Origin of the sequence: Collinsella sp. An271, from assembly GCF_002159695.1 — a bacterium.
Taxonomy (GTDB): Bacteria; Actinomycetota; Coriobacteriia; order Coriobacteriales; family Coriobacteriaceae; genus Collinsella; species Collinsella ihumii.
On sequence record NZ_NFJE01000016.1, the window covers coordinates 15,493 to 37,400 of the forward strand.

The 21,908-nt window shown below is 66.5% G+C and carries 15 protein-coding genes; 7 read left to right on the top strand and 8 right to left on the bottom strand.

Annotated features, from left to right (window positions below):
• Positions 1–143: 143 nt before the first annotated feature.
• Complete coding sequence (locus B5F74_RS11140) at positions 144–1,769, bottom strand: 4Fe-4S dicluster domain-containing protein (RefSeq protein ID WP_066829462.1); 1,626 nt, start codon at positions 1,767–1,769, stop codon at positions 144–146.
• Between the two features lie 168 nt (positions 1,770–1,937).
• Here B5F74_RS11140 and B5F74_RS11145 point away from each other — a divergent pair, with 168 nt between their 5' ends.
• Positions 1,938–3,026, top strand: a complete 1,089-nt coding sequence (locus B5F74_RS11145) for an ABC transporter substrate-binding protein (RefSeq protein WP_087202508.1) — start codon at positions 1,938–1,940, stop codon at positions 3,024–3,026.
• 114 nt (positions 3,027–3,140) lie between these two features.
• Entirely contained in the window at positions 3,141–4,523 is a 1,383-nt protein-coding gene (locus tag B5F74_RS11150) for an ATP-binding cassette domain-containing protein (RefSeq protein WP_143753875.1), read from the top strand.
• A gap of 330 nt (positions 4,524–4,853) precedes the next feature.
• Here B5F74_RS11150 and B5F74_RS11155 read toward each other — a convergent pair whose 3' ends face one another.
• Positions 4,854–7,208: an S-layer homology domain-containing protein gene (locus B5F74_RS11155; protein WP_158095773.1), complete on the bottom strand. Its 2,355-nt coding sequence runs from the start codon at positions 7,206–7,208 to the stop codon at positions 4,854–4,856.
• Positions 7,209–7,481: 273 nt separating this feature from the next.
• On the opposite strand from B5F74_RS11155, the gene B5F74_RS11160 reads away from it, so the two are divergent.
• Positions 7,482–9,944 carry a DEAD/DEAH box helicase gene (locus tag B5F74_RS11160; RefSeq protein ID WP_087202514.1) on the top strand — a complete coding sequence of 821 codons (2,463 nt, stop codon included), beginning with the start codon at positions 7,482–7,484 and terminating at the stop codon, positions 9,942–9,944.
• Between the two features lie 71 nt (positions 9,945–10,015).
• Here B5F74_RS11160 and B5F74_RS11165 read toward each other — a convergent pair whose 3' ends face one another.
• Both B5F74_RS11165 and B5F74_RS11170 read right to left on the bottom strand, forming a co-directional pair.
• Positions 10,016–11,026: a fused MFS/spermidine synthase gene (locus B5F74_RS11165; protein ID WP_087202516.1), complete on the bottom strand. Its 1,011-nt coding sequence runs from the start codon at positions 11,024–11,026 to the stop codon at positions 10,016–10,018.
• Complete coding sequence (locus B5F74_RS11170) at positions 11,027–12,928, bottom strand: tRNA uridine(34) 5-carboxymethylaminomethyl modification radical SAM/GNAT enzyme Elp3 (RefSeq protein WP_087202542.1); 1,902 nt, start codon at positions 12,926–12,928, stop codon at positions 11,027–11,029.
• Positions 12,929–12,996: 68 nt separating this feature from the next.
• Here B5F74_RS11170 and B5F74_RS12450 point away from each other — a divergent pair, with 68 nt between their 5' ends.
• From B5F74_RS12450 to B5F74_RS11185, 4 genes are all read left to right on the top strand, one after another.
• Positions 12,997–13,767, top strand: a complete 771-nt coding sequence (locus B5F74_RS12450) for a class I SAM-dependent methyltransferase (protein ID WP_158095774.1) — start codon at positions 12,997–12,999, stop codon at positions 13,765–13,767.
• Positions 13,764–14,531 (top strand): GNAT family N-acetyltransferase, encoded by a 768-nt coding sequence (locus B5F74_RS12455; RefSeq protein ID WP_158095775.1) that lies wholly within the window; start codon positions 13,764–13,766, stop codon positions 14,529–14,531. Before B5F74_RS12450 ends, B5F74_RS12455 begins: the two co-directional genes overlap by 4 nt.
• A gap of 70 nt (positions 14,532–14,601) precedes the next feature.
• The gene (locus tag B5F74_RS11180) at positions 14,602–15,465 is read left to right on the top strand and encodes a methyltransferase domain-containing protein (RefSeq protein ID WP_087202518.1); all 864 of its coding nucleotides are present in this window, start codon (positions 14,602–14,604) and stop codon (positions 15,463–15,465) included.
• Between the two features lie 507 nt (positions 15,466–15,972).
• Positions 15,973–18,606: a DEAD/DEAH box helicase gene (locus B5F74_RS11185; protein WP_087202520.1), complete on the top strand. Its 2,634-nt coding sequence runs from the start codon at positions 15,973–15,975 to the stop codon at positions 18,604–18,606.
• 65 nt (positions 18,607–18,671) lie between these two features.
• Here the strand turns inward: B5F74_RS11185 and thpR are convergent, their stop codons facing one another.
• The 4 genes from thpR to B5F74_RS11205 form a co-directional block, all read right to left on the bottom strand.
• The gene (thpR, locus tag B5F74_RS11190) at positions 18,672–19,199 is read right to left on the bottom strand and encodes an RNA 2',3'-cyclic phosphodiesterase (protein WP_087202522.1); all 528 of its coding nucleotides are present in this window, start codon (positions 19,197–19,199) and stop codon (positions 18,672–18,674) included.
• 114 nt (positions 19,200–19,313) lie between these two features.
• A complete protein-coding gene (locus B5F74_RS11195; RefSeq protein ID WP_158095776.1) occupies positions 19,314–19,628 on the bottom strand; it encodes a helix-turn-helix domain-containing protein in 315 nt (104 codons plus the stop codon).
• Positions 19,629–19,868: 240 nt separating this feature from the next.
• The gene (locus tag B5F74_RS11200) at positions 19,869–20,798 is read right to left on the bottom strand and encodes an aldo/keto reductase (RefSeq protein ID WP_087202526.1); all 930 of its coding nucleotides are present in this window, start codon (positions 20,796–20,798) and stop codon (positions 19,869–19,871) included.
• A gap of 102 nt (positions 20,799–20,900) precedes the next feature.
• On the bottom strand, positions 20,901–21,773 hold the full coding sequence (locus tag B5F74_RS11205; RefSeq protein WP_239283473.1) for a patatin family protein: 873 nt from the start codon (positions 21,771–21,773) through the stop codon (positions 20,901–20,903).
• Between the last annotated feature and the right edge of the window lie 135 nt (positions 21,774–21,908).

A 21,908-nucleotide genomic window follows, 5' to 3' on the forward strand; every position in this document is an offset into this window, starting at 1 on the left:
ACTCCGTGCAAGTCGGGGACGTACCTTCCGCGTGCATGCATGCACGCGGAAGGTACGTCCCCGACTTGCACGGAGTGAGGCCGCAAAAAAAGCGGCCGACCCCGAGGGGCCGGCCGCGTTCATATCCAGCGAAGGATTACAGGCTACTCGACGGGCTTCAGCGCGTCGTGGGCCTCGGCGACCGCATCGACATGCTGGCCGTCCTCGGGGCGCTCGAGCTCCGGGATCCAATCGATGTACTGGTCGTCCGGCGCGTTCTTGTGCGGGGACTTCTTGGCGTAGGCCTTCACCATAGCCGCGGTCTTGGTGATGGACTGCAGCGTGCCGGCGCCGGCCACGCAGCCGCCCGGGCATGCCATGCCCTCGAGCAGGTAGCCGTCGTACTTGCCCTTGACGGCATCCTTCATCATCTTGCGGCAGTTGTCGAGGCCCTCGGCGTTGGCGACCTTGACGACGCGCGACGGGTCGTCGCGATGGATGGCGTTCACCACGGCGTTGGCGACGCCGCCCGCGACGGCGAAGTTGCGGCCGTCGGTGGACGCGACCTCGAAGTCGCTCGAGCCCTCACCGGCGAGCTTGGTGTAGTCGATGTCCTTGGCCTCCATCATGCCCGCCATCTCCTCGAAGGTGAGGACGAAATCGACTTCGGACTTGACGGACTTGCGCTGCGCCTCGAGCTTCTTTGCGGAGCAGGGGCCGACGAACACGATCTTGGCGTTGGGGTGCTGCTTGCGGATCAGGCGCGCGGTCAGCGTCATGGGCGTGAGCGCCATCGAGATGCACTCGGCATGCTCGGGGAACTCCATCTTGGCCATGACCGACCAGGCGGGGCAGCAGGAGGTGCCCATGAACGGCATCTTGTCGGGGACCTCCTCGATGAAGTCGCCGGCCTCCTGCACGGCGCACAGGTCGGCGCCGAGCGCGACCTCCTCCATGCCGGAGAAGCCGAGCTCCTTGAACGCCTGGCGCAGCTTGTCGACGTTGCCCTTGCCGCCGAACTGGCCGACGAAGGCCGGGGCGACCTCGGCGATGACCTCCTCGCCCTCGCGGATGGCGTGGATGACCTGGAAGATCTGGCTCTTGTCGGCGATGGCGCCGAACGGGCAGTTCACGAGGCACTGGCCACAGGAGACGCACTTGTCGTAGTCGATCTTGGCGCGGCCCTGCTCATCGGAGCCGATGGCGTTCATGCCGCAGGCGGCGGCGCAGGGGCGCTCGTAGTGGTGGATGGCCGAGTACGGGCACACGGAGGCGCAGCGGCCGCACTTGATGCACTTGGACTGGTCGATGTGGGCCTTGCCGTCCACAAAGGAGATCGCGCCCTTGGGGCAGATCTCGCGGCAGGGATGCGCCATGCAGCCCTGGCACGCATCGCTCACGCGGTAGACGTTGTCCTCGCAGGCGTTGCACGCGAAGCTGATGACGTTGATCAGCGGCGGCTCGTAATAGGTCTCGGGCTTCGCGGCCTCGGCCACGCCCTCGGAAAGCATCGCGGGCTTATCGACACCCTGCAGGGGCAGGCCCATCGCCAAGCGAATGCGCTCGCCCACGACGGCGCGCTCGATGAACACGCTCTCGCGGTACGTCGCGACATCGCCCGGAATGATCTCGTAGGGCAGGTTGTCGACCCAGCCGTAATCATCGGTATCGACCACACCGTCGCCATCGACGTCGACGCCGCCCTGGTAGGCGATGCGCGCGACCTCTTTGAAGACGGTACGACGAATCTTGGTGATGTTCGTGTACACACCTCGCATGGAGTTGCTCATATAGTTGTCCCCTCTCGGACGTTTGTCAGGCGTGCCCATATTTTATAATTGAACCCTGCGTTTTGTCCGTACTTTGACGCAAGGATTCGCAAAATAGTGCACGCAACATGCACGCGCACGGGTATCGTGTGTGCCGAAGTACCATATGCAAAGAATCGAGGTCTCACCATGAAACGCATATCCGAGCAGCTCAAGGCGACGATGGGCCGTCGCACCTTCCTCGCCGCAGCGGGCATGGGCGTCACCGGCGCCGTCGCTGCTCTCGCCGGGTGCTCCGACTCCACGGCAGGCGCCGGCTCGACATCGACCGGAAGCTCCTCGAGCGCCGCAGGAAGCGCCGAGGAAGAACCCGTCGAGAGCGTCGAGGTCCGCGTCGCGTCCCTCTCCGGCCCCACGTCCATCGGCCTCGTCTCCTTCATGGAGCTCGCCAAGGACGCCGAGCGCTACGACAACACCTACACGTTCAACATCTACAAGGCCGCGGACGAGATCCTGCCGCAAGTCATCAAGGGCGATATCGACATCGCCCTCATCCCGGCGAACGCCGCCTCTGTCCTGTATAACAAGACCGAGCAGGGCATCGCGTGCATCGACATCAACACGCTCGGCGTGCTGTCCGTGGTGACCGGAGACGCGTCCGTCACCTCCTTCGAGGATCTTGCCGGCCGCACCGTCTATCTCACCGGCAAGGGGACGACCCCCGAGTACACCATGAACTACCTGTTGAACGCCGCCGGCATCGCCGACTCCGTCACGCTCGAGTTCAAGAGCGAAGCGACCGAGGTCGTCAGCACGCTGGCCGCCGACGCATCCGCTGTGGGCGTGCTGCCCCAGCCGTTCGTGACCGCCGCGCTCGCCAAGAACGATGCGCTGAGCGCGCCGGTCGACCTGACCGACGTGTGGGCACAGTACGCCAACGAGGGCAGCCAGATGGTCACCGGCGTGACCGTGGTGCGCCGCGAGTTCGCCGAGGCGCACGAGCAGGCGGTTGTCGAGTTCCTGACCGCGCAGGCGGCCTCTGTCGCCACGGTCAACGACGACCCTGCCGCCGCGGCTCCGCTCGTGGTCGAAGCGGGCATCATCGAGTCCGAGGCCGTCGCGGAGGCGGCCATCCCCAACTGCCATCTCGTCTGCCTCACCGGCGAGGAGATGAAAGATGCGCTGTCCGGATACCTCGAGGTGCTTCACGCCGCGAGCCCCGAGGCGGTCGGCGGCACCATGCCGGAGGACAATTTCTACTTCTCCATCGACGTGTAACCGCACAAACCCGCAGGCCGCCCGTCCGAACCGTGCAGGGGCGGTCGCCTTGCTTGGGGGCTGGAACCACCGGCCCCCTCTCTCTATCCCAAAGCCATTTGGAGGCATCGACCCTTGAGCCGCACGACCACGCAGAACACCTTGTCCCGAAGGCTCTCCGGCATGCTCGCCGTGCTCTTCTGGATCGTCGTGTGGCAGCTTGCGAGCATGGCGGTCGCAAGCGAGTTCATCTTGGCAGGCCCGCTCGATGCCCTGCGCGCGCTCGCGCGCCTCGTGCCCACCGCGGCGTTCTGGGGGCAGATCGCGTTTTCATTCTTCCGAATCGCCGCAGGCACCGTAGTCGCCTACGCCCTCGCCATCGCGCTTGCCGCCGCGGCGCACCGATGGGCCCTCGTGCGCACGCTTGCCGCGCCCGCGCTCTCCGCCATCAAGAGCACGCCCGTCGCCTGCGTGGTCGTCGTGCTGCTCATCTGGTTCGGCTCGCGCAACGTGAGCGCCATCGCCGTGTTCCTCATGGCGCTGCCCGGCATCTACTTCCCCGTGCTGAAAGGGCTCGACGAGCTCGATCCGCAGATGGAGGAGCTGTTCTGCCTCTATCGCGCCGACGCGCGCACGCGCCTGCTGGCGCACGTCGTGCCCGGGGTCATGCCCTATCTGGTTGCGGCGAGCGCCACCGTGCTGCCCATGAGCTGGAAGGCCGGCGTGGCGGCCGAGCTGATCGGCGTGCCGGACGGATCGATCGGCGAGCGCATCTACCAGGCGAAACTACTGCTCGAGACGGCAGACCTGTTTGCCTGGACCATCGTGGTCGTGCTGGTCGCCTGGGTGTTCGAGCGCGCGGTGCTCTCGGCGCTCAACGCATGCTGGCCCGCTGCTGGGCGCTGGGCGGCCCTGCATCAGAACGGGCGCACGGCAGCGACGCCGACGGGCGCTACCATCGTCGCGCGGCAGCTGCGCGCCGGCCACGCCGGCACGGCCGCATGCAGAGCCGTTGATTTTGAGGTCGCTCCGGGGGAGATCCTCTGCCTGATGGGATCTTCGGGCGCCGGCAAGACCACCATGCTCTCCACCATCACGGGGCTGCTTTCTCCCGTCTCGGGAAACCTGTCCATACCGGATGAGACCCGCTTTGCCGCCGTGTTCCAGGAAACGCGCTTGGTGGACGATTTGACGCCCGAGGAGAACGTTCGCCTGTTCGCGCCGCGCGATCGCAACGCGCGCGCCATGCTGGCCGAGCTTTTGCCCCAAGACGCTCTTGGATCACCCGTCCGGGAGCTTTCGGGAGGTCAGCGCCGCCGCGTCGAGCTCGTGCGCGCGCTGGCCGCCGACGCCGACGTCGTACTCCTCGACGAACCGTTTACCGGTCTGGACGGCAAGACGCATCAGGAGGCGCTCGCATTCGTCACGCGCCATCTCGACGGGCGACCCCTCATCATCAGCACCCATGACAAGCAGGACGCTCTGGCTCTCGGCGGCAAGATTCTTGCCATCTCATAGGAGCGTGGCGGTTCCGAGCCGCAGTTTTGCTGAAAAATCGACGTTGTGGATGGCTTGATTCCGAACCCGCCCAAAACGGCACGTGGAGCGCCGACGTTTCCGCAGGTAACGCCCGTGCGGCACGTGCGCTTTTCCGGGTGTCCTGAAGCCATCCGTTCACAACGTCGATTTTTCAGCAATTTCTGACCCCGGAACCTCCGCTGAGGAATGCGAACGGACGCGTCCGCTGCCGTGCATGCGAAGAACCCGGCAGATGCCGCAACTGGGCATCAAAACGAAGGGCGCCCCCTTGGGGCGCCCTTTTCATTGCGCGCGTCCGCTCTGCATGGCCTACAGGACGTCGCGGTGCAGCACGCTCACCATCTTGGCCGCCGATGCGCGCCACGCGCCGCCCTCGGGGTTCACCTGGGCCACCCCGTCGACGACCTCGCCGCTGATGATGGCGTGGTCGACCGCCCAGCCGACCACGGTGCGCGCCCATCCGGCAACCTGGTCGGCTCCGCTGATGGCATCGAGCGCCGTGCAATCCGACTCGATGGTCATGCCGCCGATCTTCTCGGCGTAGTTCGCGAGCATCGCGCACAGCTCCTGGCGGGACACGATCCGCTCGGGCGCGAAGGTGTTGTCTCCGTACCCGTTGACCACGCCGTGCGCACGCGCCCAGCGAATCGCGCCTCCGTAGTACTCGCTGTAGTCGACGTCCGCGAAATCGGGCGATGTCGCCGCGGGCTGACCGGCCATGTTGTACAGGATGCAGGCCACCTGTCCGCGCGTGATGAAGTCGTAGGGCCCGAACAGGCCGTTGTCGTAGCCGTTCATGAGACGATGGCTCAGCGTGTAACCCAGCACGTCGCGGGTCGCGTACCAGTCGCCCGGCGTCACATCGGGGAAGCCGTAGTCGCTCGGCTCCTCGGCGATGGTGAACGCCACCTCGACGGTGTCCGTAAAGTCACCGGTTCCGCGCAGGCGCACGCTGCCCTCCCCGATCTCGACGTTGTCGTCATAGGACACGATGACGAAGTCGCGGTCCTCCAGCAGCGCCATGCCGTTGAACGACACCGACGGCGCGGGCTCCAGGGGACGCCCCGTGTAATACACCTCGGGAACGGAGATCTGCGCATCCTCAAGACTTGCCGGCATGACGGTGAAGTGCACGACGGCCGCCTCGCTTCCGTCGGAGGGCGTGACCTTCAGGGTCGCGCGTCCGACGTGCACGTTGTTCTCGTAGGAAAGCGTGTAGTCCGCACCCTCGGCAAGCGTCGCATCCCCGCGCGTCACCACGGGCTTGGGCTCGATCGCGGAGCCCGTATACGTGTAGGAGGGCTCGATGCCGCCCACGCTCAGACCCGGCGCGGTGTCTACCGTCGTGAGCTCGCGCGTTGCCGTGTCGACGCGATAGAACACGGGCGCCGTCGAACTGTAGCCCGAACCGGTGGCATACCACACGAGCGCGCCATCGTGAACGATCGGCTGGCAGTCCGACACGCTGCCCTCGGCGGTCGCGATATCGCCCAGACGCGCGCCCGTACCGTCTACGAACAGGTAGTTGAGCTGGCCCGCAGAGGTGTTCCACGCGACCATGAACAGATCGTCGTTCACCTTGGCGAGAACCGGGTTGAGCGCCTCCTCGGTGCTATCCGCCGCAAACGAGGTCAGCCACGTGAAGGTCGAGGTCCCGAGATCGGAGGGCGTCACGCTCAGCCAAACGTTGCGTGAGCCCGCACCCGGGCGGACGCTGCCGTCCTGAGGCGCGCTCGTGCCCACCGCGAGCAACGTCCCCCTCGTTTCGGAAGCGGCAAATCCGCCGACGGTAGCCCCGGTGCTGTTGTCTCCGATCTCGCCGTAGATGTCGAGCACCTCGGTATACGAGCTCGAACCGGTGGCCCCCAGCCGCTTGATCACGACGGCGCGCGGATAGGCGTCGCCGTGATCGAGCGCGTACACGGTGCCGTTCAGCTCGGTCACGAACTGGTTGAACGAATGGCTCACGTATCCGAACGCGTTGCCGATATTCATAACATCCCAGAAGCCGTCGACGGGCCGCATGGTGGCTTCGTCGATGATAAACGTCATGTTCGACTGATGGTTCAGCCCGTCATCCGAGGCATACATGGTGTGTGCCGTGCGGATGTAGAGCTCGCCGTCGGTCTCCAGCATGCGCAGCGAGCCGGCGTCGAACGGAACGCGCGTGTTGATGCCGGACAGGTCGACGGCGCTGATGTAGTTCCACGCATGGTCGAACTTGGAGACGCGCACCACGTGCACATCATCGCTCTCGGTGGGATTCGCCTGACCCGTCACCACGAAATAGTTCTGCGATCCGGCGAAGAAGCCGCCCCACAGCACGTCCTGCGCCGCCGTCACGCCCTCGGGAGCGAGCTCGAGCGCGCCCATGGTGCGCGATGACAACAGCGTGCCGTCGTCTGCATACTCCTCGATACGCAGCACGTCAGCGCCCTCGTCGTATTCGACGCGCATGAGATCGCCCGCCGACGTCTCGACCAGATGGCTTGATACCGGCGATGCCCACCGGCTGTAGTCCTGGTCCCCGGCGTTGCTCGACCGATACGGCTGGTCCGCCCATGCCGAGCGAACCGCCATCGGGCTCAAGCCGAACAGCACTACGAGCACCAGGCATGTTGCCGCCAGACGATGCAGCGCACCTCGATGCAAAGGTTTGAGCATACCCATCACTCCTCCATTCGCCTCACTGACGCAGGTGGTTCCCCTTGTATTGTATGCTGACAGAGAAGCAGCCGAACCTGTTGCGCAACTTAGGCGAGAACATGCGAACATATGTTCTGATTCTATGATACAATGATGCCGCCGAAAGGGCAACGCCCTCCACCGCCCCGTATCCTCGTGACAGATCGCGGACAGAGGGATATGGACGGCGAGGCAGGGCGCGGGCATGCTGGGCGATGACAAGCGCCCCGAGGATGTGAGGAGGATGGATTCGTGAACGTCTTTGACCGCTACGCGCCGTTCGTGCAGGACTTCATCTACGGGCACGGCTGGGAGAACCTGCGATCCATCCAGGTGGCGGCAGCGGACGCCATCTTCAACACCGACGAGAACGTGCTGCTCACCGCCCAGACCGCCTCGGGAAAGACGGAGGCGGCGTTCTTCCCCATCCTCACGCTGTTTTGGGAGAATCCGCCCGCCTCGGTGGGTGCGCTCTACATCGGACCGCTCAAAGCCCTCATCAACGACCAGTTTTACCGGCTCAACGGCCTCTGCGAGGAAGCGGACATCCCCGTCTGGCATTGGCACGGCGATGTCGCCTCGTCCCATAAGCGCAAGCTGCTCAAGCAGCCATCCGGAATCCTGCAGATCACACCGGAATCCCTCGAGGCGCTTCTGCTCCATAAGCATTCGGCGATCGGAAGGCTCTTCGGCGACCTGCGCTTCGTGGTGATCGACGAGGTCCACTCGCTTCTGCGCGGCGATCGCGGCGGGCAGACGCTCTGCCTGATCGAGCGCCTATCCCGCATGGCCGGCGTGAACCCCCGCCGTATCGGGCTGTCGGCGACCATCGGCGACCCGGAGCGAACCGGCGAGTTTTTGTCTGCGGGAACCGGGCGCGGATGCATCATCCCGCGTTTCGAGGAGCCTCGGCGCACGTGGCGCCTTTCCATGGAGCATTTCTACATCACCGGCCCCCAGGCGACAGAGCGCGCAGCGCAGGCAACCGGCACCACGGTCACCGCGGGCACCGTCGAGGCCGAAGTGGTGAGCTGCGAGCGCATCGGGCCCGCGGCGCCCACGCTCGACGAGCTTTTGGAGCGCGCCGACAGCACCCCTGGCGACCGCGCGCTGGCGCTCGGAAAGGCCGGGCACCGGGCGTCGGGCTCCTCGGAGGACTCTACGCCCGCCGACGAGCCCGAGGTCAGCATCCCTCCCGTGACGGAAACCGAGCTCATGACCGCGACTGACACCGCTCCGCGCGATGCGGACCCGGGACTCGGCTACATCTTCGAGCACACGCGGGGCCGAAAATGCCTCGTGTTCGTCAACTCCCGTGAAGAGGCCGAGGCCGTCTGCACGGTGCTGCGCCAGTACTGCGAGGCGAACCGCGAACCCGACCGGTTCCTCATCCACCATGGCAACCTGTCCGCATCCTACCGCGAGACCGCCGAAGAGCTCATGCGCGACGAGGAACAGGCGCTCACCACGGTGACCACCGCCACGCTCGAGCTCGGCATCGATATCGGACGGCTCGAGCGCGCCTTCCAAATCGACGCCCCGTTCACCGTGTCGTCGTTCTTGCAGCGCATGGGCCGCACCGGCCGGCGCGACCTCCCGCCCGAGATGCACTTCGTCATGCGCGAGGAGCAGCCCGAGCCGCGCGCCATGCTGCCCGAGACCATCCCCTGGAAGCTCCTGCAGGGCATCTCGCTCGTCCAGCTCTACCGAGAGGACAAGTGGGTGGAGCCCCCACGGCTCGACCGTCTCCCCTACAGCCTGCTCTATCACCAGGTCATGGCCACGCTCGCAAGCTGCGGCGAACTCACGCCGGCAGAGCTCGCCGGGCGCGTGCTCACGCTGTCGTACTTCCATCGCGTGAGCGCCGACGACCTGCGCGTGCTGCTGCGCCATCTCATCGAAATCGATCACGTCGAACAGACCGAGGCGGGCGGGCTCATCGTGGGCATCGCCGGGGAACGCGTCACCAACTCGTTCAAGTTCTACGCCGTGTTCCAGGAAAACGAGGAGTTCACGGTGCGCTCCGAATCTGCCGAGCTCGGAACCATCGTGAATCCGCCGCCTGCAGGCGAGCGCATCGCCATCGCCGGACACTGCTGGATCGTCGAGGAAGTCGACTGGAAGCGCCACCTTGTGTACTGCACGCAGGTCAAAGGACGCGTGCCCGCGTATTTCGGCGATTGCCCGGGCGACATCGACACCCGCGTGCTCGAGCGCATGCGCCAAGTGCTGACCGAGCGCTGCGACTACCCCTACCTTATGGTGAATGCGCGCGCTCGCCTGCTCCAGGCTCGCCATGTCGCCGCCAACGCGCACCTGACCGAGCGACCGCTCATCAATCTGGGCGGCGACACGTGGGCGCTGCTTCCCTGGCTGGGCAGCTACGCGTTTTTGGCACTCGAGCGCCTGCTCAAGATCAAATGCGCCGGCGAGCTCGGCCTAAAGGGCCTCGACCCGTCCCGCCCCTACTTCATGCAGTTCCGCATGAAGGCGGATGAGGACACGTTCTACCAGGTGGTCGCCGCCGAGGCCGAGGCAGATTTCGACCCCATCGAGCTCGTGTACCCCGGAGAGGTGCCCTACTTCGACAAGTATGACGAGCTGCTGCCTGCAGAGCTCGTGCGCAAGGGGTTCGCCGAGGGCGTGCTGGATATCTCCGGCATGCGCGCACGCGTCCTCGAATGGCGCGATCGCTGGGGCCGCGCTCCGCTTTAAAGGGGGCCGGTGCTTTTTTGGAACGGGCCAGGGAAACGCCGACCGCCGCGAAATGAATTGTCGGTGCTTCCCTAGGCATCGGTCATCGGCGTGCCGAGGAACTCCTCGTCGAACGGAATCGACCCGACGACCGCATACGGCTCATCTGATGCGATGACCAGGTAGTTGTCCTCGCCGTCGAACTGCTCATCGGTCGCGGGGACGATCCAGACGCGCGCAAACACCTGCCTGAGCGTCGCCGCCGTGTCGCGCAAAAACGTCAGCTCGGTCCCGCCTTCATGGGAGACGACGTTGGCGACGTACAGTCCGCCGGGCGCAAGCAGGTTCCGCACGGCGCGCGAGGCCTCGACCGTCGCCAAGGCGAGCACCGGCTCATGCCCGGAGAAGGTGTCGTTCACGATCGCGTCGTAGCGCCCGGCATCCCGCTCGCCCTCAAGATAGGCGCGCCCGTCGGCCGTGATGATATGCAGGCGGTCGCCTGCCCGCGCCTCGAGCTCGTCCACGAAAAACCAGCGGCGCGCAGCCCGCGTCACCGCCTCGTCGATCTCGACCACGTCCATATGCAGATTGTCATGGCTCATGAGCGCGTGCTTGGGCCATGCGTAGCCGCCCCCTCCGAGCGCGAGCACGTCGACGACGCCGCGGCCGGTGCGCTCGAACTTCTGCCCCTCGAGATCGAAGACGATATCGAACGCGCGCTGGTAGGCGAATACGGGCTCGAACCTGCGCCCATCGAGATAGGTCGCCGACTGGTACACCCCGCCCTGGCGAAAGACGCGGGCGAGCGACCCGTCGCGCATGCGGCGGGTGCGAATCAGGGCGAAGCCGTTCGCGGTATGGGTGATGTGCGGATCAAACCGCAGGTAGACGACGGCGATCACCGATGCCAGGGCGAACAGGATCGCCATGGCGAGGCCGGCCGCGCCGCCGGAGGCACCGCCGATGGTGCACGCGATGGCGATCGCCAGGATCACGACGACGTCGACGGCCTCTTCCGGCATGCCGCCGCGCGCAGGCCGCGGGCACGAGGCGCCCGACATATTGTGCTCGGCCGTGGGCCGCGGCGTCCATCGCTCGTCCATTTACAGCTCCTTTTGCTGATAGAGTCCGCAATCGGTGAAACCAAGATGCCTATAGTATTCCCGCGTCCCCACCGCGCTGATCACGTTGATGCGGCGATAGCCCGCATCCTGTGCCAGAGCACATGCGCGCTCGACAAGCCGGCGGCCGAGCCCCAGGTGCTGGGCGGCATGGCCCTCCTCGCCCACGCGCGTCGCCATGCCGTACACGTGCACCTCGCGGATCATGGCCTCCTCCGCAGCGATGGGCAGCTCGCCGGCATGTTCCCGCACGTACGCGGCGTCGGGCAGCGAAAGGCGCAGGAAACCGGCGATGCGCCCGTCGGCGGTCACCCATTGCAAGAAGCGCTCGCGCGTGTTCGTCGTCTTATAGGCGACCGTCTCCATGCGCAGGTCGTCCGGATCGATGTCCGCGGTGCCGACCTCGCGGTAGCGGATCTCGCGCACGGCAGCGCGGCCGTCTTCCGCCGCGCCCGACGCGGCAAGGCGGGCCTCGACCAGCTGGCGCAGGTTCGGCTTCTTGTTGCCCGCCTTGATGTCGTTGGTCGAGAAATCTCGGATCATGCGCGATATGCGGCAGAACGCCGGCGTGGCGAGCACGTCGTCGACCAGGATGCCGAGCAGCTCGTCCTCCGCGTACGGCGTCCATGCCCCGGAATCGAAATCGCGGCACAGGCGCGCCCCCTCGATGAGGGCGCACGGATAGAGCTTGATCTCATCGGGCTGGAACGCCGGATCGGTCATGAGGCGCTCGTAGTCGCGCCGGTCCGACTCGGGCGTGGAGCCGAGCAGGTTCACCATCGCATGCGCGTGGATCTTGAAGCCGAACGCCCTCAGCAGGTCGAACGCCTCGCCGATGCGCCCGACCGTGATGTGCCGCTCGTTGAGGTCGAGGATGCGCTGGTCGGTGCTCTGCACGCCCATCTGGATCTTGGTGGCGCCCAGCCTCCGGATGAGCGTCAGCGCCTCGGGGGTGATGGCGTCCGGGCGCGTCTCCACGACCAGGCCGACCACACGGTGGCGCGCGGTCTCGTTGGCGCGCTGCTCGCGGGCAAGCTCCTCCATCGTCGCCGTCTGCCCCGCAGCGGCACGCGACCACGCGTCGCTCGAGCCGAACAGGGCGCGCACGGCCTGGTTGTAGCCGGTCTCGCCCGCATCCACCGCACGCTGGGCCTCGCCCGCGAACGCGGCGAGCTCCTGTGGATCCGACGCGATGCCGCACGCGCGGTACCACGCGCGCCGCCGAGCGACCTCCGCCGGCACGTGCGTCGTGCTCGCCAGCACAGCCCCCTTATCCTGCCCCGGCTCCGCGAGCATGGGGTTTGCCGCCACACCCGACACGGCACCGTCGTTCAGCGCACGGAACAGCTCTTTCACGAACCAGATTTGATACGGACGCGGGTAGTCGCTCCACGTGCCGCCCAGGATGATGAGCTCGATCTTGTCGGTCGCATGTCCCATCTGCGTGAGCGCCGTCAGACGTGTCGAGACCTGCAGATAGGGGTCGAAGCAGTTCTGCTCCGCCCGCGCGCAGGCGGGCTCGTCGTGCAGATAGCTTTTGGGCATGCGCACGTCGTTGGGGCAATACCGGCAGTCGCTCGAACAGGGCCAGGGCTTCGTGATGACCGTGATGGTGGCCACGCCCGATGCGGAGCGGCGCGGCTTCATGCGCAAGACCCGAAGCAGCCCCTCCTCGAGTTCGGGCGTGACGTCCCACGCCTCCCAGCGTTCAGGCTCCTCGCGCCTGACCCTCTGATAGAACGGCAGCAGGCGGCGCTTGGCGAACGCGCGCTTGTCGCCGCCCGTCCGCTTGGCCTGCGCGTGCACGAGCTTGACGAGCGCGTCGTCATCCACCGCCTCGCCGCGACGCAGCATAGCGAGTATGTTCACAATGATGTCTTCCATGCCCCGCATTGTACAATGACGCTTCGGGAAGCAGCGGATCCATCTGCATATGGTCTGGGGGCGCCTCCATGGATGTACAGCTCGCGCGACGGCTCATCGCCTGCAACAGCGCGTTTTACCGCGACCACGCCGCGTCGTTCTCGGCAACGAGATCCGCGCCGTGGGACGGCTGGCAGCGCGTTGCCGAAATCGTCCAGGACACCTTCGCATGCGCCGGGGAGCGCACGATGCTCGACGTCGCGTGCGGCAACCTCCGGTTCCCGCGCTTCCTGTTCTCTCGAGCACCGCAGCAGGCCTGGCGCTGCGTCGCAGTCGACAACGCGCCCCAGCTCGCCGCGGACCTTCCCAGCGACGGAAGCGTGCGCTTCGTCGAGCGCGACATCCTCGGCGGCCTGCTCGACGGCACGGACCCCCTCGGCGACATCCCCACATGCGACCTGGTCGTCTCGTTCGGCTTCATGCACCACGTCCCCGGCGGCTCGCTGCGCCGCGCCCTTCTCGATTTCCTCGCCGCGCGCGTATCTCCCTCGGGCCTGCTCGTGCTTTCGTTTTGGCAGTTCATGGACGATGCGAGGCTATCGGCCAAGGCGCGCGTCGCCGACGAAGGGGCGCGCCGCGCCGGGTGGCCCACCGACGAGCTCGAGGCGGGCGACCATTTCCTCGGCTGGCAAGACGATGCGCAGGCGCGCCGCTACTGCCATCATTTCGACGAGGCGGAGATCGACGCGTTCGCCGACCACGTGGCAAAGCACGGCATGCGCGAGTGCGCCCGCTTCTCGGCAGACGGTCGCACCCATACGCTCAACCGCTACCTCGTCTGCAGAAAGGAGGGCTCGTGAACGCCGTGCTTTCCGATCCCGCACGCACCGCGGCGCTGTTTTCCGGGCGCGATGACGTGAGCGTGCGGGCATGCCTCGAGGGCTCCATGGGCGCCATCATGGCCAACGATGCCGACCGCCCCACTTCCGCTGTCGCCATGGTCGGAGACTTCGTCTTCACAGGAGGAGAGCCCGACCCCGTGCTGCTCGAGGCCGCGTGCTCGCGCAGCACGTCCGGCCTCTCGATCGTCGTTCCCCAGGATGCCGCATGGAGCCGGCTCATCGAGCGGATGCCCGGACGGCGCGCGGAACCGCACACGCGCTACGCGACGTCCAAGGATCCAGATGCATTCGATCGCATGCACCTGCGCCAGCTCGCCTCCGCCCTGCCCGCCGGCGTCGCCCTGCGCGCCATCGACGAGCCCCTGTGGCACGCGTGCCTCGACCAGGACTGGAGCCGCGACCTTGTGGCCCAGCTCGACCCCTATCCCCGTTTTGCCGAGCTCGGCGTCGGCGTCATCGCCCTGGAGGGCGGGGTCGTCGTCTCGGGCGCGTCGACGTATGCGCGCTGCGCGGACGCCATCGAAATCGAGGTCGACACCCGCCCCGACCGTCGCAGGCGCGGCCTTGCGCGTGCCTGCTCCGCCGCCCTCATACTCGCCTGCCTCGACCGGGACCTTTATCCCAACTGGGACGCGCACACGCCGGCCTCGCTCGCGCTTGCGGGTCAGCTCGGCTACCGCCTCGACCATGCGTATGATGCATACCTCGTGACCAGCGCGTGACGCACGGGGACCGGCCCGTCCAATCGTTTACAATCCACGGTCGTCAACCGTTGCCGACCGTAAGGACACCATGGGCCTCACGCACATCCGCCTCCCCAAGAACTTCGACCTCGACGAGCGCCTGATGCGCTACGCGGACGCCATCGAGCAGCACGCCGAGACGTTCGCGGGCAGATGGGCGCACGCGTGCTGGCCGTGCGGCCCGTCCTCGGAGCCGGTGGGGCGCGATACGTTCGACGCGGTCCATCTCGATCTCGGATGCGGCAAGGGCGCCTTCATCGCGTGCTGCGCCGAGCGGAACCCCCATACGCTGTACGTCGGCATGGACGCCGAGCCGGTCTGCATCGCCTACGCCGCCCAGCGCGTCGTGGAGCAGCACCTGCGCAACGTGGTCATCGTGCCGCGCGGCGCCGCGGCGCTCCCCGCGATCTTCTCGCCCGGCGAGCTGGACGCCATCACCCTGAATTTCCCGACGCCGCACCCCAAGCGACACCACGCCGCAAAACGCCTGGTCAACGTCGACCACCTGCTGGCGTATCGGCCCCTGCTCGCGCACGGCGCCACGCTCACGCTGCGGACCGACAGCCTGCCGCTGTGGGAATACGCCAAGCTGCAATTCACCGCCGCGGGCTACAACGTGCTCTGGATCTCGTCGGACACGCGCGCCGAGCATCCCGATGTTCCCCAGACGGAGTACGAGGAGCGGCTCACCGAACGGGGCGCCGCCGTCTACGGAATCTGCGCCACGCCCGGGACGCAGCCCGACGCCGCGCAGATCCAAGCGGGGCGCGACGCGGAGCAAAGCCTCATGCTGTACCTGCCCGACGACCTGTTCGCCCTCGACTACGTGCCCCTCGGCATGGAGGCGGCCGTCGAGAACTTCAAGAACCGCCAGCTCAAAGGCAAGTCGCGCATCCCCCAAACGACCAGATAGCGCCGATCGTCTCGAGAGCGCGACGCACGGATACGGTTTGCGCCATATGGTACGGATTCGATGGCCCTATGCATTCCCGCCATCATGCTCTGCGACCTCACGCATGATCTCCGCTGCGAGCGCGGGCCGCAAACCGACGCGTGGGCCGCGCCCGGGCGCAGCGGAGAAACGAAATAGGGGCTACTGGACTGCTCCGAAACTATGTACCCAAGAGTCCCAAATTCGTTTGAGCAACAATATAGTATATGTTCTACTTGTTGTATTATTTAGTATCTACGGTGTAGTGCCGGGATTCCCGGCACTACACCCGCCTTCACGCAGAGCCCGGTGCCGCACATTCCGTTGGACAACCCATTTACCTGCGGTTATGTAGATAGTCGCAACCATGCCCGTCATGTTGGCACCGGAGTCGCCCGCCAAGGAACGGGCTGTTCGGCGTTTCCCTCAGATGCGACCTTGCGACATAATGGTGAACACGCAGACAAGGACCTCACGAAAGAAGACGACGTGACAGACGCAACGACATCCGCGCCGACCGCCTCGGCGAGTTCATTTGCCGGGGGTACCGGCGAGCTCGCGGCGGGATCCCTCGGCGCCCTTTCGCCCAGCTGGTGGGAGCCCGAGGACGGCAGCGAGCCCGAACCGTGGCTTACGCCCGACGAGGCGTTCGAGCGCTTTTTCGGCTGGGCCGAGGAGCAGGGCATCGAGCTGTGGCCTCATCAGGAGGAGGCGCTCATGGACCTCGCCGCCGGCGACCACGTCATCCTGGGCACGCCCACCGGATCGGGCAAGTCGCTCGTCGCGCTCGGCATGCTGTTCATGGGCATGGCGCAGGGCAAGCGCGTGTACTACACCGCTCCCATCAAGGCGCTGGTCAGCGAGAAGTTCTTCGACCTCGTCGAGGTGCTCGGCCGCGACAACGTGGGCATGATCACCGGCGACACGCACATCAACACCGCGGCGCCCGTCATCTGCTGCACGGCGGAGATCCTGGCCAACCAGGCCCTGCGCGAAGGCGAGGATTCCGACGTCGGATGCGTCGCCATGGATGAATTCCATTACTTCGCCGACCCCGACCGCGGCTGGGCCTGGCAGGTCCCCCTGCTCACGCTGCCGCACGCGCAGTTCATGCTCATGAGCGCCACGCTGGGCGACGTCACCGCCATCGCCGACGCGCTGCGCACGCAGACCGGAGCCGACGTCGATGTCGTGGCGGACGCCCCCAGGCCGGTGCCGCTCGCCTACGAGTACGTGGACACCGCCCTCGAGGGAACGGTGGAGCTCGCGCTTCGGCGCGGGGAGGCCCCGCTGTACATCGTGCACTTCTCGCAGGATGCGGCGCTATCGACCGCAAGCTCGCTCGCCAACTTCGGCGTCGCCAGCAAAGAGCAGCGCGAGGCCATCAAGGAGGCGTCGAAGGGGACCCGCTTCACCACGGCGTTCGGCAAGATCTTGAAGCGCCTGCTGTCGAACGGCGTGGGCGTGCACCACGCCGGCATGCTGCCGCGCTACCGCCTGCTCGTGGAGAAGCTCGCCCAGCAGGGACTGCTTCCGGTCATCTGCGGCACCGACACGCTGGGCGTCGGCATCAACGTGCCCATCCACACCGTGCTGCTGACGGCGCTCACGAAATTCGACGGCCACCGCATGCGCCGCCTGCGCGCCCGCGAATTCCATCAGATCGCCGGCCGTGCGGGCCGTGCGGGCTTCGATACCGAGGGCTGCGTGATCGCCGAGGCCCCCGAGCACGACATCGAGAACGCCAAGCTGGTCGCCAAGGCGGGAGGCGACCCCAAGAAGCTGCGCAAGATCAAGAAGAAGAAACCGCCCGAGGGCTTCGTCACCTGGAACGAGCAGACCTTCAACCGCCTGATCGAATCGGCCCCCGAGACGCTCAGGCCGCGCCTGCGCATCACGCACTCCATGGTGCTCTCCATGGTCGAGCAGGGCGGCGACGCCCGGGCGCATGTGGAGGAGCTCATCGAGCGCTCCCTGCAGACCCCCGAGGAGAAGCTCGTGCTCTCGGCGCGCGCCGGCGAGATCTTCGCCACCCTCATCGACTCGGGCGTCGTGGTGCGCGAGGAGCTCGATGACGGCAGCCTGGACTATTCGCTGACCGTCGACCTGCCCGACGACTTCGCCCTCGACCAGCCCCTCTCCCCCTTCCTGCTCGCCGCGCTCGAGCTTCTCGATCCCGAGAGCGAGACCTACACCTTCGACCTCATCTCCATGGTCGAGGCCATGCTCGAGGACCCCAAGCAGGTGCTGCGCGCGCAGGAGCGCGCGGCCCGCGCCCACGCGATGGCCGAGATGAAGGCGGACGGCATCGACTACGAGGAACGCCTCGAGAAGATCGCCGACATCACGTACCCCAAGCCCCTCGAGGACATGCTCGATGCCGCGTTCGCGAGCTACTGCGAGAAGGTGCCCTGGGCGAACGATTACGCGCTGAGCCCCAAATCGGTCCTGCGCGACATGCTGGAAAGCGCCGCCGACTTCAAGGGCTACATCCAAAAGCTCGGCATCGCGCGCTCGGAAGGCATCCTGCTGCGCTACCTCGCCGAGGCCTTCCGCTCGCTCGACCGCACCGTCCCCATCGACAAGCGCAACGAACAGCTCACCGATATCATCTCCTGGCTGGGCTTCGTCGTGCGGTCCGTCGACTCGAGCCTGGTCGACGAATGGGAGTCGGCAGGCGACCCGGTCGCCCTGGACGCCGCTCCCCCGACGGACGCCGACGCGGTCGTCTCCGACCGTCGCGGCATGACGCTTCTGGTCCGCAACGCACTCATCCGCCGCGTCTCGCTGGCCTGTTCCGGCAACGTCGACGAGCTGGGCGCCCTCGATGCCGATTGGGGCATGACCGAGACGCGCTGGCAGCGCGCCCTCGATGCGTTCTTCGAGGCGCACGAGGTGCTGCTGCTGGACGCCGACGCCCGCTCCTCCGCGTTTATCGCCATCGATGAGCGCGACGAGAAGACCGAGCACGTATGGCACGTCCACCAGATATTCTCCGATAGCGACGGGGATCACGATTTCGGCATCATGGCCGACCTCGATCTGGACGCCACGGCCGAAGAGGGCGAGGCGGTGTTCAAAAACTACCGCGTCGGCTTCATCGAGGAGCTGCTGGAAGGCTAAGGGAAGCCCCCAACCGATCCCCTCTAAGATCTCGCCCGCATCCGCCATGGTGGATGCGGGCGCCCTTATGCGAGCTCGACGGTGTAGAGCGGCTTGTACGTCGCCCCCGAGCTATCCAATGTGCTACGGAACACCGTGACGCGCGACGCCTCGTCAGGGCACGGGAACGCGAGGGCAGGCAGCGGACGGCCGGCGATCCTCGCCCGGCGCACCAGCGTGATGTGCGGGCGGAATGCCTTCTTGTCGAACGGGACCCCGTGAGACCCCAAGCGCTCGCGCACCCCTTCCGCGAGCCTCGTGAGCTCGCCCACCGGATCCAGACCGAGCCACAGCGTCGCATCGCTCGGCGCGCCGAACCGTCCCAGACCCGACGCGCGAAGCGGGATCGGCCCTGCGCCGGCGCACGCCTCGTCAACCGCATCGAGGGCGGCGCGCAGCGTCCCCTCGTCGATCTCGCCCAAAAACGCCAAGGTCACATGGTAGGTGTCGCGCTTCATGTACCGGCCCGCAACGTGGACAGCAAGCTGGCGCGCCACGGCGGCGAGGTCGTCGACGAACGGTTCTGGCAGCTCAAGCGCTATGAAAACCCTCATGATCCCCCGCCTCCATCTCCTGCGCGCAACGTGCACCCATGCAACACGCCGCCCGTACCTGCAGGCACGGGCGGCGACATGGCGATTCGCTCAAGCCCTGCGTCCGAGACGCCCCTATGATTCCCTGCTGGCGACCCCGCGGTCCTTGAAGGCGAGGACGTCGGCCAGACGGACGCTTCGATGATGGTTGAGGCCCAGCCGAATGCCCGGGAGCTCCCCACGGTCGAGCATGCGCGTGACCGTGCGCCGCGAGACGCCCAGGATATCCGCCGCCTGACCGGTGGTGATCACCGCGTCGGCCTCGCCGGACGGTGCAAACCTCACCCCCGCATGCGTGGCAAACGACACAAGGAGCTGATACTCGCGCACGCTCAGGTTGTGACGGCAGCCCTCCGGATCAATTAGGGCGGGTCCCAGATTCTCGGCCATGGCTCCTCCTTGCACTAGCACCATCCGAAATCATTGTATGGGCTAAAAGTGCTTCCCAGAGCACAACATCTGTCAACGGGGCACCTCACTATGCGAGCGTGCGAGAAGAGGCCTCTCCGTGGGGCGGAACGAGTCGATTGGTGCATACCAAAACGGGCCCGCCTGTCGGCGAAAACCGGCAGACGGGCCCGGGTACGGCGCGATCGAACGTGCTTGCATGCGTGCACGCAGCGCGGCGGATCACTCCATGTCGAGCGGCATCTTGTAGGAAGGCGCCGGGAACGCGCGGCTGATGAGCGCCAGATCGTCCTCGGTCAGCTCGATAGCGTCGGCCGCCGCGTTCTCGAGCGTGTGCTCGGGCCGCGAGCTGCGCGGAATGGCGATCGTATCGCCGCCGCGGATGTCCCATGCCAAGATGACCTGGGGCACCGTGACGTTGTGGCGACGGGCGACCTCGGCGAGCTCCGGCGAGCGGAACAGGCGCCCGCGCAGCGTGCCCGCCTGCGCGAGCGGGCAATACGCCATCAGGGCGACGCCGTGATCGCGCATCCACGGCAGCAGGTCGAACTCGATGCCGCGCGAACCGGGGTGATAGAGCACCTGGTTCACCTGGCAGTTCTGCCCGCCCGGCACGCGCCAGAGGTCCTCCATGTCGTCGGTATCGAAGTTGGAGACGCCCCACGCGCGAATCTTGCCCTCAGCGATCAGCTCCTCCATGCAGGCCACCGTCTCGGCCAGCGGAACCATGCCGCGCCAGTGGAGCAGGTACAGGTCGAGATAGTCCACGCCCAGGTTCTCGAGCGTCTCGTCGCAGCTGTCGAAGATGTCGGGTTCTCCGGCGTTCGACGGCAGCACCTTGGAGACGATGAACAGCTCGTCGCGGTCGAGCGTCTTGGCGCGCGTGCCGTCGGCCTCGCGCAGCTGGCCCCCTGCTACCGCCACGCCGTCGAGCGCGTCGCCGACAAGGCGCTCGCTGCGGCCGTTGCCGTACATCTCCGCCGTATCGATCAGCGTCATGCCGGAGGCGACGCCGGCGCGCAGCGCCTGGGCCTCGCGGTCGTGCGTCGAGCGGCTGTCGCCGAGATACCATGTGCCCTGACCCAGCGCGGGCACGCGGTCGCCGTTCGCCAGGGTCACCACATGGCGCTGCGTCGTCACGAAATCAGACATGGGATTCCTCCTCACCTGGATATATCGAGTGCGCCGCACCTGCGCGAACCAGAATGCGGCCAGCCCCTTTGTACCCTCCCGGAGCCCTTCGCGCCATAGTCTCTATGACAAATAATCGAGCAGGCTGTCGAACGTCTTCTGGGCATCCGCGCGGCCGACTTGGTACGCATGCTCAAGGATCTCGGGGTCGCGCACCATCATCGGCATCTTGACCGATTCGCTCGGGCGCACGACGAACACGGCGCCCTCCCGCTCGAGGCGCGCGATCGCGTCCAGCGTCTCGTTATAGCGGACATGACGGTCGGCCAAAAGCTCGATCAGCTTGGGATAGCGGCGCAGCCAGACGCGCAGCAGCGGCATGAGGCTGTTGGGCTCCTTGCGGTACCCTTCCGGCTGCGTCAGCACCACGACGGTGCGGTCATACCCCTGCTCGAGCATCCAGGCCACCGGGATGGAATCGGCGATCCCGCCGTCGAGCAGCTCTCGGCCCTCGAGCTGGACCGGATGCGACACCATGGGGATGGAGGCCGACGCGCGGATCCATTCGATATCGCCGACATCGCCCGGACCAAGATCGTGGTAGACGGCGCAGCCGGCGTTGATGTCGGTCGCGACGACCGTGAAGCGCATGGGGTCCGCCGCGAACGTGGCGCTATCGAACACATCGAGCTTCCACGGCAGCTCGCCGTAGGCGAAATCCCGACTGAACAGGTCGCCTTTGAATATCCAGTTGCGAAGGCTCGCATAGCGCGGGTCGGCGCAGTACTTCTTGTTGTAGCGCCGCGCGCGCCCGATCTGCCTCGACTTGAAATTGCAGCCGAAGGTCGCGCCCGCGGACACGCCCACCGTCGCGTCGGCGGTCAGCCCGCGCTCCATCCACACGTCGATCACGCCCGACGTGTACATCCCGCGAAATCCGCCGCCCTCGAGCACCACGCCCACGCTTGGACGCACACCTTGTTCCGTCGCCGCCACGAAGCAACCTCCCTCTCGATTCAGACTCGCCAGTATACTCCCGCGGCACGCGACGAGGCGCCCTCGGCGGCATGTTGTGCCGGCGAGGGCGCCGAGGGTGCGAGAGGGGCTTTACGCCTACTCTCCCAGGGGAAC